Here is a 15,243-nt window from a genome sequence, read left to right as displayed (position 1 = left end):
CTGGTCAGGTCTGGATTTAAGCCCGCAGGCAAAGGCTTCGTCAACGGCCCCTCAAGAGCGAATCCACGCGCGTAGATGGATGTGTGGGATATGTGGAGGCTGGGTGGGGATTCGGGTAACACCCTTCATTGGCAAGGGGGTTGGATGGCTGGAGCCGACTTCCTGGGGTGATCGTCGGTGGCGTGAATGATCATTCGGTCCCTTGCAAGAAAAACCGGCAAGGATTTGCCGCTTTCCCGATCATGGAAAGCTGCAGGTGAGGGAATGCCCGGATTCGTCATGGAAGGCGGCTGGGCGCCGACGGGCGTGGTTGCGTGTTTAACCAACTGTCCTGTGGTCGAGGCCACAAATTACTGGTCGGTACTAATTGGGCGTATCGTCCTTGTGGGAGACACCAGGCCGGGGGGCCAGCATTCATGCTGGCCCCCGTTTTTCATGCCCTCAGGCAGGTGCCTCCCGTGTAGAACACGGAGACAAGGAAGAGCCTCATGGTTGCTCAGGGGATAGTCCCCTTCGGCGATGACCACGCCGAGAACAAGGGCGCACACGGCGGAGAAATCGCCGGTCAGTTCATGGGGTTCGGCGGCTGGCTGAAGAGATGGCGCCAGGCGGCGGGGATCACCCAGGCCCCGGTGGCCAAGGCCCTCGGTATGGGGGTACGGACCTACCGCAACGTGGAGAAGGGGGCCGTTCCGCCCCGGTTCACCAAGTCCCAGTGCGAGGCGCTCGCGGATCTGCTCGGGCTCGACAAGAGCGAGCGCCACGCCCTGCTGCTCTACAACATCGGCACCACGCTCGATGGTGACCCGCAGATCGACGCCAGTCCGGAGCTGCGCCGGGCGCTTCGCCTTCTGATCGACAGGCAGATGCCCTCGCCTACGTACCTGACCGACCGCAACTGGAACATCCTCGCGTACAACGCGGCGATGGCCGAGTGGTGGCCCTGGGTTATGGAGCCGGGCGGCAACCTTATGCGCTGGGCCCTGACGAACCCCGAGGCTCGCACTCAGTACCACGGCTGGGAAATGCACGCCGCGGCCTACATCCGTTTGTTGAAGTTCGCCCAGGCCACCCACAAGGACAACGTCGAGCTTGTCGACCTGATCGCCGAGGTTCGCCGGAACCCGGACGTCGAGCGGATATGGCGCACCGAGGCCGATCTGGAGGCCGACAGGGATGGCCATGTCTTCCGGATGATCATCCCTGCCCTGGGCTGGGAGACCGTCGAAGTTGTCTCCCACGTCCTGTACCCGGCGTCGATGCCCCACTGCCGGTTCGTAGTGATCACCTGGGTCGAGGCCGAGTCCTCCGACGACGATACTGACGCCCTGGGAGGCAAGCGCAATGCCTGGGCACATGCTGAGCCCAGCACGCCCACTCCGCAGCCCCCTGCCCAGGCCGAAGCCGATGCCGCCCGCCGCCGTGCGGCCCGCGCGCTCACCGCCCGCCTCGTCGTCGACAGCGCCGACGAAGCCGCAGCGCTCGCCGGCCCCGACGGGGTTCCGCTCCCAGCACTCAGCGCGCTGGCCGGGCCGGAGTGCCGACTCACCCTGTCGCCCGAGAACCACTCCGTGGTGTGGGCCATCCAGGAAGTTCCTGGGGAGTGGGGCATCACGCAGCTGGGTGCTGGAGCCGTCGTCGACCGCATCCACCAGCCGATCGTGGAACCCCAGGCCAGAGCGGAGCTGAAGCTACTCCTGCGCGCCTCGCTGCCGGACTCCGACCAGGCGGCCATCAGCCGGCTCCACGGGCAACTGCCCCAGGTCGACCTCCGGGCCGCCCTCCTTCGCGAGATCTTCAACGACCTCCAAGAGGGCGAGGGCCTGCCCCGCTAGCTGGTGTGGTTAGCCCGCTGACCAAGAAAAGTCACTTACTGTCACGGCTGATGCTGTCTCCGTTTGGGGGCCTGAGGTCGGGGGCGGCCGTCCGGACAACAGAGAACGTCCGGACGGCTGATCCCCGCAGCCTCTGGGCCATAGCCGACGGAGGGTGCGCCAGTCCGTCCTCGGATCGGCCGAGCGCCTCGAAGGTACGGCAGATCCCACAATTCTCAGGAGTCACTGTGTCCCGACACATCTACGACTGCCCCGTTCGCTGGTCCGACCTCGACGCGAACGGACACCTCAACAGCTCTTGTTACGGCGTCCTTCTGGAAGAGACCCGCATGCGCATGTTCAGCATGCTGGTCCCCAAGGACCCCGCCGAGCGCCTGGCCCGCAACTTCCTGCTGCGCGAGCAGACCATCCGCTACCAGCACCCACTGGAGACCTGGGAGACGCCGGTCCGCATCGAAGCCTGGGTGACCGACGTCAAGCGCGTCTCCCTCACCTTCCACTTCGAGGTCAAGGACGACGAGCATGTCTACGCCACGGCGACCTCCGTCGTGGCCGGCTACGACTCCATCCGGGGCGGTATCCGCCGCTTCGAGCAGGACGAACTCGAGGTGTTCAACAGCTACGCCGACACCACCCAGGCCGCGGACAGCTGAACCGGCAAGCGCCGGCCTGGGCGCGCGGGCTCAAAGGCATGGAGGCACCGCGTGGTTGCTCACCGCTTTGGAGGTCAGCGTGCTCGGACGAAGGCTCTGATCTCGGCTGTCCCAGGCATGTAGACGTAGGACTTGTCCACGAGCAGGGTAGGCGCGTCGAGGGAGATGTCGACGAACCCCTCGGGGCTGTAGGCGCCGCCGGCGATGTCGGTAAGGAGCTGGCGGTCGCCGTGGGTGGCGCGATGCCTGTCCGAGCGCTCGATGATGGTCGGTGTTGGAGTGGCGCACCGGGTGATCCGAGGTCGGCGATCTTCGTGAGCGGCTCGGCGCCGGGGCGCCAGAGTCGGTCCTGAGGCGCCGCCGGCGAGGTGCTGCCCGGCACCTGTCCTCGATGGCAGGCCGCCCGGATCTGGCGGGCGGGAACCCGTCCCGTGTCACTGTTCCTGGCCGGCGGAAGCCGGGTTCATGATGACGGCTCGGGTGGCGTGCGCGAGGGTGGCCTGCGCGCGTGCGGTGAGGCCGTGACGGTTCCAGTGGAAGATCACGTGGTGGGCGAGGATGTCGCGGGGTCCGCGTTGCAGGATGCCGCTCTGGGCGGCGTTGCTGATGGCCTGCCCGGCAGTCGTGAACGCGGCGAGCCACGGGGCGGCGGCTTCCATCGTGCCGCCGGGGCCGGTCAGGGTGCGGGTGTCGAGGGACAGCAGCCTCCGTAGTCCGCCGCCCATGCCGTTCAGGTGGTCGGGGGAGATGTCCTCGGGCAGGGGCCGCATCCGGGCCACCCGGTCCCACACGTCGCCCTGTTCGTACCAGTCCAGCCCGGCCGATCGGAACAGGGCGGTGCACAGCAGCATCGACATCTCGCGCCGCCCCAGCCCCGGGGGCTGGTGGGTGCGGGCGAGGAAGTGGCGGCTGTCGGCGTGGAAGAGGCCGTGGGCGGTGTCGATGCCCTCCAGGCCGCCGAAGGCGAGGACTTCCGGCTCGTAGACGGTCGGCCACCAGCGGATGATCTCTGCGGATTGGACGAGTGCCCCGAGCAGTTCGGAGGTAGCGAGGTGGAGGCGGGCGGGGTCGGCGCCCGGCGCGGGCAACAGCCGCAGCCGCCAGCACGGCGCCTTGCGGATGTGCCACCACGCGGCCAGGAGTCCGCTGTCCTCCAGCATTCGCAGGCGGGGGGCGAGGTGGGTTGCGGCGGCGTCTTCGGCGCGGTCGAAGTCGGCGAACTCGATGCGGACCTGGTGCCAGTCGCGGCGGGCGGCCTGCTCGGCGAGCACGGCTTGCCCGGCTGCCCGGTAGAGCGTGACGGCGTCGCCAAGTTCCTCGGTGTCGATGCCCGCACGGGTGGCGGTGGCGGCGAGCGACTGCCCGGACAGGACGGCGAGGACGGCGTGTTCAGTCGTCTGGGGGGCGTGCGGGGCGTTCATCAGGAGTGGTTCCTCTCCGCAGAAGGTGACGGGAAGCGCGTGGGCGCTGGAGCACCTGTGCCGGTGCGCGGGTCAGGTGATGAGGAGGCAGGCGTCCCAGCCGGAGGCGGGCGGCCGGTCGCAGAAGGCGGTGGCCTGGGCGAGTGCCTGTCCGGCGGCGCCTTCGAGGAACCCGGTGTCCTCAGGCGCGTGCTGGCCGGTGAACGTGTCCGCGAGACTGCGAGCGATGCAACCAAGGCCCGGGGTGCGGGCATCGCGGGCTGCCCGCCACACGGTCTGGAACAGTCCGGCCGCGCCGTGGCACAGGCCCGGGTCGGTGACCTTGGCGAGCTGGCGGGGGTCGGCGAGGCAGGCGAGCAGTGCGTGTTCGGCTGCATCCTGGCGGTGGGTGTCGGCGGTGGCGATGGCGGCGAGCTGGAGAGCGCGGGCGATGCCTGGGGTGCCGTAGCACCACGACGGCCGCCCCGGCCCGGTCGAGTTGGGGCATCCGGCCGTCGCCTCTTCGCGGGTGACCGTCTCCGGCCACCACGGGCCGCTCTCGCCGTCCTGGCGCCACTGGTCGAACCAGGCGGTGACGGTGGCGATGGCCTCGCTCTGCCCGTCCACGGCCACGCCCCGCCTTTGGGCCTGGGCGAGGAGGGCGAAGGGGCCGGTGATGCCGTGGGCCATGCCGAAGTTGCCGTGCCCGCCCGGAGTGTAGAAGCGGTGCGGGTCGTGGGCGCACCACCAGCCCGGCAGCGTCTGCCCATGGACGGTCAGGGGCCGGGTGAGGGCGACGAGGTAGGTGAGGACGGCGGCGAGGGCGTCGCTGCCGGGGGTGTGGTGCAGCAGGTGCACGCCGATGCCGGTCAGGCCGTGCAGCAGGTCGTACTCGGCGAACGCGGGCAGCTCGCCGCGCCGGATGCGGGCGTGGGCGGCTTCGGCGCGGCGGTGCGTGAGGGCGGCGGTGGCCGCATCGAGCCGGTCCCGGGCGTTGCGGTAGCGGTCGTGGCCGTCGGCTCCGGCCGCGTGCAGGACGAACGCCAGGCCGGGGGCGCCGTAGCTGAGGCAGGCGGTGTCGGCGGCGGTCACATCCGCGCGGGTCGCGGCAGCCAGCCATGCTCTGACCGGCTCCCACGTACCGGACCCGGTCAGGGCGCGCTCGATGTGCCACAGAACGACCCCGGTCGCGCCGGTCACGAGGGACTGCCCGAGCGCGGTGTCCCCGGACGGGTCGGGAGCGGCCAGACGCGGGCCGAAGCGGGTCTCGAGGATGGTGGCGGCGTTCACGGGCGGGCCTTGCGGCGGTGGGTGTGCGGGAGGGCTGCGGTGCGGGCGAGGCGATGGGTGACCCGCTCGGCGTCCGGGCCGCCTCCCAGGGCGCGAACGTGGTGGAGGTGGAGGAGGGAGCGGAGCACGGTCATCGGGTCCCGCTGCTCGGCAAGGGTGTCCCGGTAGGCGGCGAGGGCGTCGGCACGGGCCGCCCACGCCCCGGCCACAGCGGAGGCGTCCGGGTCGTCGCGCCACACGGCGCCGGGGGCGGTGAGGGCGCTTGTGTGCCGGGTCAGGGCGGCATCGACGGGTCCGCTCTCGCGCGGCAGGGTTGCGGCGAGCCACGCCCAGCCGTCGGCCGGACAGGGGGCGAACGCGGTTGCGAGGTCGAGGAGCGAAGCGGCGGTGACCGCTTGGGCCGGAAGGTCGGTACGGGCCGCGTACGCGATCTGTGCGAGCGCGGCCGCGCTGTCGGCGGCGAACACCCTCTCGGCGGCCTCGCGGGCCGCCCCGTGCCCGTAGCGGCCGTCCTGCGGCCGGTAGGAGACCAGGTCCAGTCGGGAGGCGCGATGGAGGCTTCGCAGCTCTTCGGCCCAGGTACCGAGCCGTTCGGCGGCCTGCCCATAAGCGGCGGCGCCGTCCAGGTGGAGGGTGAGGACCAGGGGTCGGTCGCGGTCGGGGCGGGAGGCGTCGTGGTGGCGGGTGAACCACCAGCCCGGGGCCGGGCTCCATCCGTCGAGCAGGCGGGGCAGGTGCTCGGTCAGGATCTCGTCCTGCCGGGCGGGGTGCCCGTGCAGGTGCGCGCACACCATGCGGGAGACACCCGGCATCTGCGGTATGGCCGCTGGGACGGCGGGCCCGACGGGGGTGGGGGTGGGGGTGGTGGCGTGCAGGACGGTCAGGAACTCGTGGGCGCGGCCCATGAACCCGCCCGCGGAAGGTGACGTGGAGCCTGCGGCCGGCGAAGGTGCTTCACGCACTTCCACCTCCCCGGCCCGATCCAGGCGGGCCCGGAGGAGTTCGCGGTGTAGCGGCACGTCCAGATCGAGGGGCAGTCGCATCTCGGTCTCGGCCAGGACCACCTGTGCCGGGACGCGCTGCCGGTTCCGCCACCGGGCGAATGCCTCCTCCCACTCGGAGCGCGCGGCGGCCGGGCCGGGTAAGGCGCTTGCGGCCAGCAGCCAGCGGGCCGGGGCCAGGACGGTCCGGCCGTGGCGGAGCCGCGGCAGGAACGGGAGACGGGAGGCGGCGCCCCAGTCGGGCAGCCGCCAGACGGTACGGCGGGCGCCTGCGACTTCGGCGAGGAACCGGGCCAGCGGCGACGTCTGTACGCGCGGCTCCAGCGCGTGCAGCACGCGGGGCTCCAGGACTTGTCCGGTGGTGGCGCGGATCAGGTACAGGTGGTGGGCGTCGCAGGTGACGGCGAGATCATCGAGCGGGATGCTGCCGGGCCCGGGTTCGGGCCAGCCGAGGGAGATTGTGTGCTCCAGCAGGCGCGGGGTCCGGATGACGTTGGAGCTGCGCCGTCTGCGGGCCGGGAAGACAAGCTGGGCGGGCAGCGGCCCGTCCGGGCCCGCCAGGGCGGCGGCGAGTGCGTCGGCATCCTGCTCGGGCAGGAGGTCGGCGAACCGTCCGGCCATGGACGACGAGGGCCGGGCCGCTGAGGTCAGCCACAGCTCGAACCGGCCCCGCCGCACGGAGTCCGCATCGTCGGCGTAGAGCTGGAAGGCAAGCTCCACCGAGGGCGGCAGCACCAGCTCGTCGGCGTCGACCACGGCCAGCGAGGCGAGCAGGGGTTCGGTGAGGTCCACCTCGCGGGCCCCGTCGAGGACGGCCTGCTGGGCGAGCGCGAGGAACGCTTCGTCACGGGCGGACAGCATCCGGGCCGGTGCCGGGCGGTCAGCCCCCAGGAACCCGGGCGGGAAGCCGAGCCCCCCATCCCCCACCAACTCCACGACGGGCACGGCAGCACCGGCCCCGTACGTCTGACGGAATCGCTGGTGGAAGTCACGCCAGGCCGGATTCCCGAACGGGTACGGCGAGAGCCGGGCCAGCACCGACGCCGCCGACTCGGCCTCGGACAGCACGCCGGCGGGAATGGTGACCTGGGCGTCGAGGACCGTGTCCGGCCAAGACGGCGAGGTGCTGCCCGTCACCTCCGCGGTGGGGGCCAGGAGAGGACCGGGCGTGACGGTGGGGTCGGTGAGGGTACGGAGCTGGGCGAGCGGGTCGGCGGCCGTGGCCATGGCATCCAGGACGGACAGCAGCACGCCATGCTCCAAGAGCTGGACGAGGAGGCCGTGGATGCTTTCGTTGCCGGCGTGCGGGTAGTCGGCGGCGACGGCCTTGGCGACGTCCGGGAACGAGGCGGGGGCGGTGGCGGCGGCCAGGGCGGTACTGACGGGCCCGTTGGCCGCCACGGACACCTCCAACGGCGCGAGGCCGTCGGCGGGCGTACGGCCGGGCCCCACGATCCGGCCTCCCCGGACACACGCGGCCGGGTTCGCCACGACGAGCAGGCGTTCGCGGATGCCGGCGTGTGCGGCGAGCTGGTCGGTCACGGCGCCCAGCCAGGCGGCGTCCGGTCGCAGCACGGCCCGGTGCCCGCTACCCCACAGGGCCTGCGGGGTGGGCCCGGTGCGGGCGGGCGCGACTCCGGCGAAGTGCCCGAACGGGGTGGCCCGTCCCTGCCAGCGCAGCAGGTAGGCGGCGGTGGAATGCACCAGCCGCCGAACCTCCTTCCCGTACGGCACGGGAGCGGTGAGCAGGGCCGTGGTCTGCGCGGCCAGGACAGGGCTTGCGGCCTCCAGCGCCTGCCGGGCCTGGGGATGCTCCCAGACGGTCGCCAGCCAGGCCCGGCCGCGTTCGGGCCCGCCGGGCCCGGACAGGTCCACGTCGGGCGCGGGAACGCCCGTGACGGGGTGCGTGGTGGCCCGCACCATCAGGGCCTGCGTGTGCCGGTACAGCCGTGCTCCGCGCGCCATATCTCTTCGCCCCCTGGTAGCTGTCGTGGTGTGGTCGTGGTGCCGCCGGGCACAGGCGTGTGTGCCCGGCGGCGGGGATGGTGCAGGTGACGCGGAGCACGGCGGCCGGCCGCCGTGCTCCGCGTCACCTTCGCGGCGGTCCGGTCAGGAGGGGTCGTTGACGGAGGACGCGCACGCGGTGGAGCCGTTGGAGCAGGTCGAGCCGCAGCCGTCGTCGGTGCTGCGCAGGAGGCTCGCGACGGGCGCCCCGGCCTCGACCACGCGCACGTCCAGGTTGAATTCGGTGCTCAGGCCGGTGATGGCCGTGGCGATCTGCTTCGTCATGATCAGTTCTCCTTCTTCGCGGTGGTGCTCTGGTTGGCCTGGTCCTCGGGGGGCCAGGAGATGACGATGCGGCGGTGCCGCTTGGTGATGACCCGACCGGTGGGCAGCTCGGTCTCGGGGGTCGTGGCGGGGTAGGCGTAGATCACCGGCTCGCTGCGGCGGTGGTCGCGGTCCCAGACGCGGATCTCCTCCACGAGGGCCTGGGCCACGGCCTTGGCGTCGGGGCCGTAGCCGTGCGCCCCGAACTCGGCCCGGTCGCCGTTGCGTCGGATGGTCATGTAGGCGAGGGAAGCCCCGTCGAGGAGGGACAGGCAGGCCGACTTGTTCTGCGGGGCGACGAGACCGGTGTCCAGGTCCCCGTCCACGGACATGAGGCAGAAGCCGTCCAGGGCGGTCGCCAGCCACATTTGCAGGCCGGTGAACGGCTCGCTCATGGCCACGGTGACCGCGGACCAGACTTCGGTCCGCTCGGTGTCGAACACCCCGTTCAGGGCATCCGGGTCCTCGGGCCAGCCCTCGTCGAAGCGCAGGGCGATCTCCTTGCCCCGCAGCAGGAGCAGGCGTTCCTGGTGTTCTCCGGCGCCCTGCATCGTGACGAAGCCGCACATCTGGGCGGACCGGGAGACGAGCCGGTCGCCGTCGCGGTCGAAGGCCACCGACCGGCTCAGGCCCCGCATCCGCAGCGGGACGACGAGGCGCCCGCCGTCGCTCAACTGGTCGGTCCAGGCGGGCGGGATGTCCCAGGCCCCGGCGGTGACGATCAGCCGGTCGAGGGCTCCGGTGTCCGGGATGCCGCCCTCAGCATCGACGGTGTGGACCTTGACCCGGGCGTAGCCGTTCTCGTCCAGGAGCTTGCGGGCCCGCGCGGTGACGTCGGCGTCGATGTCGACGGTGGTGACCACCCCGTCGTCGCCGACGAGTTCGGCCATGAGCGCGGCGTTGCAGCCGCCCGATCCGACTTCGGCCACGTCCTGGCCGGGCTTCAGCTCGGCCTGCTCCAGCATCATGGCTTGAATGCGCGGCGCCGATACCGAGCTGACGGCGATGCCGTGCTGGTCCCTCTTGGTGGGGACCGCCGACTCCACCTCGTATGCCTTCTCGGGCGTCGCTTCGGGCGCGAACCGGTGACGGGCGACCGTCAGGAACGCGGCCTCGACCCGCTCGCTCGTGATCATTCCGGCCTTGACCATCTTGCTGGCCATCGCCTGGCGCAGCGCGGTCGCGTTGTCATCCGTCGTGTCGGTCAACGTCTCTCTTCCTTCTTGTCGGTCTCCGTGGCGGGTCTTGCCACGTCCCGCCCCGGGAGCCCGTGGCGGGGGTTCAGCTCACACCACCGGCTGTACCTGGGTGTGGTGTTGGTGGAGACGCGCCCGGCGGAGGTGACCGGGAGCACGCGCGGCGGCGAGGTGCTGTTGAGCACCTGCCGCGGGTTCAGGTGGTGGCGAGTTCGGCGAGGAATTCGGCGTTCGCCTTGACGTCGTGGCCGAGGACCACGTTGTGGCGGGGCAGGTCGGCGAGGCGGGTGGCCAGGAGTTCGCGGGTGACCCGGCTGGCTTCGCCGGTGGGGGCGAGGCCGAAGACGTCGGGGTAGCGGTCCTCGGTGGCCCCGGTGAAGAAGTCGCCCTCGCTCAAGGCCCGGCCCTCGCCGAGGACGGCCGGGCCTGCGTCGGGGTCGATACGCGGGAAGACGATCTGGGCGGCGGTGCCCTCGGTGGCCAGGGTCAGCCCGAGCCAGGTCACGAGCTGGTCGGGGAAGAACTGGGGCTTGAGCTCCTTGCCGGAGGAGGAGCGGATGGGCAGGCGGCGGCCGTCCAGAAGGGCGCGGGTGACGGACTCGTGCTGGGTGGGGTGGAGCTGTTCCCCGGACAGGACGCGGGCGCGTACGTCGTCGTAGAGGCCGATGGCGTCGAGGAAGCCGAGGCCGATCGCGGCGGCCGACGGCCACGGCAGCACGGCGACCCCGCCGTCTTCGTCGGGGCGGACGAACACACGGTCGTTGGCCAGCAGCTGCCATCCGGCGCGGGCCAGGAGGAACCCGACGGTGGACTTCCCGGCGCCCTTCTCGCCGAGGGCCAGCACGGTACGCCCGTCGCGGACGGCGGCGGAGGCGTGCAGGATGCGCCAGCCGTCCGCGAGGAGCCTGGAGCGCAGGACCTCGCGGGCCAGGCGGGCGGCGGCGAGTGCGACGGGCACCTCGTCGCAGCCGACGATCCGCAGGAGGCCGGGCTCGTACCGGTAGGCCAGGCGCTCGCCCGGCTGGACGGCGGCCACGACACCGTCCTTGCCCCGGGCGTAGAGCATGGACTCGTTGGCGTACACGCACTCCTGGTGCGGGCCCTCGCCAATCTGCTGCGCGAGGGCGGCGACCTCGACCGCCTCGACGTCGGCGGCCACGACCGGACCCGTGTGCGGGGCGCCGGCGTCCACGGCGTTCCACCACGGGCCGAAGTAGCGCATGGACCAGTCGGTGATCACCGCCGTACTGCTGATCACGGTGACGTGGGCTTGGGCGGCGCTGATGCGGGTCGCGAGGGTCATCGGGCTCCTTCGAAGTGGTGGGAGATCGTCTTGCACGCGAGGTGGATCTTGTGGTCGGCGGCGGCGAGGAGACGCCGTTCGGCCGGGTCCAGGCGGGGCAGGCGGACGGCCGGGCGTCCGGCGGTGAAGTGGACGGGCAGGCCGAGCTGGGCGCCGTCGTGGTCCACGGACAGCTCGACCGGCCCGTCCTTAAGGCCCAGGGCGTGGGTGAGGGCGTGGAGCACAGCGCCGGCCGGACCGCAGCGGCCCCGACCGATCCCGGCGTTGATGCGGCGCGGGCGGGCGCCAAGCTCGGCCCGTACGGCCCGGACAGGGACACGAACGTGGTGGCCGTCGACGCGGGTGGTGGAGGTGCACAGAACGGCGGCGTCGCCGTGCTCACCGATCACATGCCCGCTCACGCTCCCGACGGGGACGGCAAGTTCGGCGGCCAGCGCGAGGCGGTAGCGGGCGGTGTCGGTGGCGGAGCCGACCCCGTACACGCGGGCCGCGCCGGAGGCGCGGGCGAACAGCCACGTCAGCGGGTCGACGGGGTTGGTGACGACCACGGCCGTCCCCTCGTACCCGGTCAGGGAGCGGGCCAGGGCGGCGATCAGCGGGGCGTTGGCCTCAAGACCGGCCATCCGGACGTCGGCGGTCGCGGTGTTGGTGAACTTCGCCCGGGGGGCGACGACCACGGCCGCGCAGCCGCGCATGTCGGCGGGCTGGGCGGTCTGGGCCCGGACGGGCGAGCCGACGATCTGGGCCATGTCCTGGAGGTCGGTGACCAGAGCGGCGGCCGAGCGGTCGCTGCCGGAGGCGATCAGGACTCCCTCGCACCATCCGGCGGCCACCAGGAGGGCGGCGACGGTCTGGCCGACGGCCCCGGCCCCGATGACCCCGACCGGGCCCGTTTGCGTGCTCATCGTCCGGCCGCCGTTGCCGCGTGGTCCAGGGCCAGGCGCCACACGGTGCGGCCGTCCATCGACACGGCCGCCAGGAGCGCGGAGACCCGGTCGAGGAACGTGCACACGGCGGGGGCCTGGGCGATCAGCGTGCGGGCCGACTCCGGCAGGGGCAGGCCGGTGGGGGCGGTCAGGTAGGTGGTGAAGATGTTGACGGTGTCCATCAGCCACAGGACGACCAGCTGCCTCAGCCACGCCGCCCGCTCCGCCGGGGTCAGCCGGTAGGTGGCCAGGTCGGTGAACTGGCCGATGCCCTGGAGGACTGCGGTGGCGCCGGGCCCGGCCGGCGGCTGGACGATGAGCCCGAGGACCATGCGGGAAACGAGCTTGGCGACGTCGGATGCCGGGTGGCCCAAGGCCAGGCCCGGGTCGATGAACGTCGGCCGCCGCTCCGGCCCGTCCGGGAAGACGACGTGCTCCGGCTTCAAGTCGCCGTAGACGATCCCGCTGCCGTAGGGGCCGGACAGCCGCATCTTCCGCAGCCGTGCCACGACGGCCCCCAGTACCGGCGCAGACGGCCCGGTCAGTGACACGTACGTGTCCCCGGAGATCCCGTTGAACTTGCGGGCGAACGTGCCCTGGACGGACCGCTCCCGGATCGCAGCACCCTCCACCAGCGCGGCCACCGCAGGCTTCTGGAGTGCGCCCAGCTCCTCCGCCACACCCGCCAAAACGTCGAACGTGCGGTGCGGGTCCTTCGCCAGGATTTCGCCGAGCGTCACACCGTCCACGGGTTCGGTGAACAGCACCCCGCTGACCAGCCCGGCCACCGTCGCCGTCCCGAGTCCGGCTCCGGCCAGTGCCCCGTACTGGGCGGCCTCCCGCTCCAGCAGCGCGCCGGGCGACGATAAGTACGCGGCCTGTTTGGCCCTCACCTCCGCCCAGTCCCCGTGCGTGCCGCGCAGCACCGACGCCAGCGACACCCCCAGCAGGGACACCTTCGCGAACAGCGGCCGCCCGGCAGCCTCCACCCGGCGGACGTACCCGGTCACCGACGGGATGTGCGGGCCGACCACCACCGGGCCGTCCGGCCACAGGGCGGCGGCGGCCTGGGCGATCTGCTCGTCCGCATAGGCGAAGACGTTGTCCGGGCTGACGGTGGTGTTCACGGTGGGCTCCTCGATGACGGTCGGAGGTGGTGCGGAGCAGTGCGCCGGCGAAGGTGCTGTGGAGTACTTGCCGCGGGTGGAGGGCCCCGGCCGCGGCCGCCAAGGTCAGGCCACGGCCGGGGCCGGTCAGGCGGCCCGCCGTCTGGCGGGCGAGTGGTTGTCGGCGGCGTACCGGGCCAGGTGCTGGGCCAGCTTGGCCAGCAGCCGCAGCGAGGCGACCGGGTCCCCGCCCTGCGTGGCGGCCATGTTGCGGGCGTGGTGGACCGTGGCGAGAGCTATGTCGCGGCCCCTGCCGTCCGGCATCCAGTCGGCGAACTCCTGGGCGGGCACGGCGAGGTTGGTGATGTGCTGCCGCAGCCGCTCCCGAAGCTGGGCGGCGGCCGTGCCGTGAGGGGCGTGGTCGGCGAGAGCGAGGGCGGTGTCGATGTCGCAGGCGACGTCCACGGAAGAGGTGGCCGGCAGCACCTGCGCCGGCGGTGTGATGCCGGTCCTGGGGCGGGCGGGGAGGATCGGTGCGCTCGTGCGTGACATCTCCATAGCTCCTGTTCACGGCTGATCCGGATGAGAGCAGCACCGAGAAGGCCGCCGGGCGGCCGGTCCCTCGGGCATGACGACTATTCAACTCACGGTGATCGGGGCGGGGTACCGTGTCGGCGAGGGCAAGCGGTATATCGGGTATACGGGCAGGTGCTTCATGGCCACACGCACACCGAACGACCGTCTCCGCGATGTGATCGCGGAGTCCGGCTTAACGTACGAGGCCGTCGCGAAAGCGGTTCGGTCCGTCGCGGCCGAGTGCGGGACGGCCTTGCGGACAAACAAGTCGGCCGTGGACCACTGGGTGCAGGGCGCCCGACCGCAGCCCGACACGGCCCGCTATCTGGCCGTCGCGCTCTCCCGCCGCCTGGGTCGCCTCCTGACTCCCGTGGAGTTGGGCCTCGCCGACGGCGACCCGGACGGCCATGACAGCATCGGTCTCACGCTGGGGGGCGACCCGATCGACTCCCTGATCCCGATGTGGAGGGCCGAGTTGGACCGCAGACGCTTCCTGTCGGCCTCCGCCTACTCGGTGGCCGCCGCAGCCCTGCCCCTGGCGTACGTACGCGACATCGCGGAGAGGGCCGCAGCCGCCCGCACCGGTCAGGTCATCGGGATGGCCGAGGTCAACGCCGTGCGCGACATGATCGGCATGTTCTCCGACATGGACGAACGCCATGGCGGCCAGCACGGCCGCTCCGCCTTGGTGACCTACCTCCGCGACGACGTCGCGCCGCTGTGCCGGGGCCGGTTCCGCACGGACGAGATCCGCGCCCAGATGCTGTCCGCCGCGAGCCGGGGCGTCCATTTGCTGGGCTGGAAGTCCTACGACGCCGGACAGCAGGGCCTCGCCCAGCGCTACTACCTCCAGTCCTACGGGCTCGCCGTAGAGTCCGGGCTGCCCGGCCATGACGGGTTCGTGATGCGGACCATGGCCATGCAGGGGCTCAAGCTGCACCGTCCCGAGCACTGCCAGGGCCTCGCCGAGACCGGCCTCACCCGGGCCAAGGGCCGCGTGGACTCCCAGACCGAAGCCCTTTTCCGAGTCGTCCACGCCCACACCCTGGCCAAGACGGGACTGTCGGCCGCTGCCCTCGCCGAAGTCGGCCGGGCCCGCGCCCTGCTGGAACAGGGCAGCCAGCGGGGCGACGAGGTGCCGTTCTGGGGCCTGGCGTGGGGGCCTGTGGCGCCGTCGGTGTTCTCCCGGACGGCGAAGGTATTCGAAACCCTCGGGGACCACCGGGCCGCCGCCGCCGAGTACCTGCACGCCGCCGCCACAAGGCCCGCCGGAACCTACGCCCGGATCGTGGCCCTCGACCTGGTCGCGGGAGCGGAGCTCCACCTCAAGCGTGGCCGGATCGAGCAGGCGTGCGCCACGTTCGGGCAGGCCATGGACCACATGGAAGGCGTCCGCTCCGTGCGGACCCGCAAGGCCGTCAAGACCATGCGGGCCGACCTCGCACCCTTCCGGGCCCGGGGGCTTCGCTGTGCGGCCGAGCTGGACGAGCGGGCCGTGTCGTTCCTCGCCACCGCGTAGGAGGTGACCGGGAGCACGAGTGCCGGCGGAGGTGACGCCGGTCCTGGGGTGGAGCGGTGCTGTCGTACGAGACATCTCCCTGGCTCCTGTTCGCGGTGGTCCGTGCAGGG

Annotated in this window: 12 protein-coding genes; 3 read left to right on the top strand and 9 right to left on the bottom strand. The window is 72.0% G+C overall.

Annotated elements, in window-relative coordinates; all coding sequences use genetic code 11:
- Nucleotides 1–488 precede the first annotated feature (488 nt).
- Nucleotides 489–1,835 (top strand): helix-turn-helix transcriptional regulator, encoded by a 1,347-nt coding sequence (locus OG764_RS07040; protein ID WP_328967530.1) that lies wholly within the window; start codon nucleotides 489–491, stop codon nucleotides 1,833–1,835.
- A gap of 227 nt (nucleotides 1,836–2,062) precedes the next feature.
- The gene (locus OG764_RS07035) at nucleotides 2,063–2,488 is read left to right on the top strand and encodes an acyl-CoA thioesterase (protein ID WP_328967529.1); all 426 of its coding nucleotides are present in this window, start codon (nucleotides 2,063–2,065) and stop codon (nucleotides 2,486–2,488) included.
- A 434-nt stretch (nucleotides 2,489–2,922) separates the two neighbouring features.
- Here OG764_RS07035 and OG764_RS07030 read toward each other — a convergent pair whose 3' ends face one another.
- The 9 genes from OG764_RS07030 to OG764_RS06990 all read right to left on the bottom strand — a co-directional run bounded on the left by OG764_RS07030 (nucleotide 2,923) and on the right by OG764_RS06990 (nucleotide 13,590).
- Nucleotides 2,923–3,909, bottom strand: coding sequence for a thiopeptide-type bacteriocin biosynthesis protein (locus tag OG764_RS07030; protein ID WP_328967528.1), 987 nt, complete (start codon nucleotides 3,907–3,909; stop codon nucleotides 2,923–2,925).
- A 72-nt stretch (nucleotides 3,910–3,981) separates the two neighbouring features.
- Complete coding sequence (locus OG764_RS07025; RefSeq protein WP_328967527.1) at nucleotides 3,982–5,178, bottom strand: lanthionine synthetase C family protein; 1,197 nt, start codon at nucleotides 5,176–5,178, stop codon at nucleotides 3,982–3,984.
- Entirely contained in the window at nucleotides 5,175–8,144 is a 2,970-nt protein-coding gene (locus OG764_RS07020; RefSeq protein ID WP_328967526.1) for a lantibiotic dehydratase, read from the bottom strand. Before OG764_RS07020 ends, OG764_RS07025 begins: the two co-directional genes overlap by 4 nt.
- 144 nt (nucleotides 8,145–8,288) lie before the next feature.
- A complete protein-coding gene (locus OG764_RS07015; protein WP_328967525.1) occupies nucleotides 8,289–8,468 on the bottom strand; it encodes an FxLD family lanthipeptide in 180 nt (59 codons plus the stop codon).
- Nucleotides 8,469–8,470: 2 nt separating this feature from the next.
- Entirely contained in the window at nucleotides 8,471–9,715 is a 1,245-nt protein-coding gene (fxlM, locus tag OG764_RS07010; protein ID WP_328967524.1) for a methyltransferase, FxLD system, read from the bottom strand.
- Between the two features lie 184 nt (nucleotides 9,716–9,899).
- The gene (locus OG764_RS07005; RefSeq protein ID WP_328967523.1) at nucleotides 9,900–11,006 is read right to left on the bottom strand and encodes a hypothetical protein; all 1,107 of its coding nucleotides are present in this window, start codon (nucleotides 11,004–11,006) and stop codon (nucleotides 9,900–9,902) included.
- Nucleotides 11,003–11,911, bottom strand: a complete 909-nt coding sequence (locus OG764_RS07000) for a lactate/malate family dehydrogenase (RefSeq protein ID WP_328967522.1) — start codon at nucleotides 11,909–11,911, stop codon at nucleotides 11,003–11,005. The genes OG764_RS07005 and OG764_RS07000 overlap by 4 nt, the downstream gene beginning before the upstream one ends.
- Complete coding sequence (locus OG764_RS06995; RefSeq protein ID WP_328967521.1) at nucleotides 11,908–13,059, bottom strand: phosphotransferase; 1,152 nt, start codon at nucleotides 13,057–13,059, stop codon at nucleotides 11,908–11,910. The genes OG764_RS07000 and OG764_RS06995 overlap by 4 nt, the downstream gene beginning before the upstream one ends.
- A gap of 126 nt (nucleotides 13,060–13,185) precedes the next feature.
- Complete coding sequence (locus OG764_RS06990) at nucleotides 13,186–13,590, bottom strand: hypothetical protein (RefSeq protein ID WP_328967520.1); 405 nt, start codon at nucleotides 13,588–13,590, stop codon at nucleotides 13,186–13,188.
- A gap of 163 nt (nucleotides 13,591–13,753) precedes the next feature.
- On the opposite strand from OG764_RS06990, the gene OG764_RS06985 reads away from it, so the two are divergent.
- Nucleotides 13,754–15,133, top strand: a complete 1,380-nt coding sequence (locus tag OG764_RS06985) for a hypothetical protein (RefSeq protein WP_328967519.1) — start codon at nucleotides 13,754–13,756, stop codon at nucleotides 15,131–15,133.
- Nucleotides 15,134–15,243 lie beyond the last annotated feature (110 nt).

Source organism: Streptomyces sp. NBC_00239 (assembly GCF_036194065.1).
GTDB lineage: Bacteria > Actinomycetota > Actinomycetes > Streptomycetales > Streptomycetaceae > Streptomyces.
Note: the sequence above shows the minus strand (reverse complement) of the source record. Positions and strands in the feature narration are given on the sequence as shown.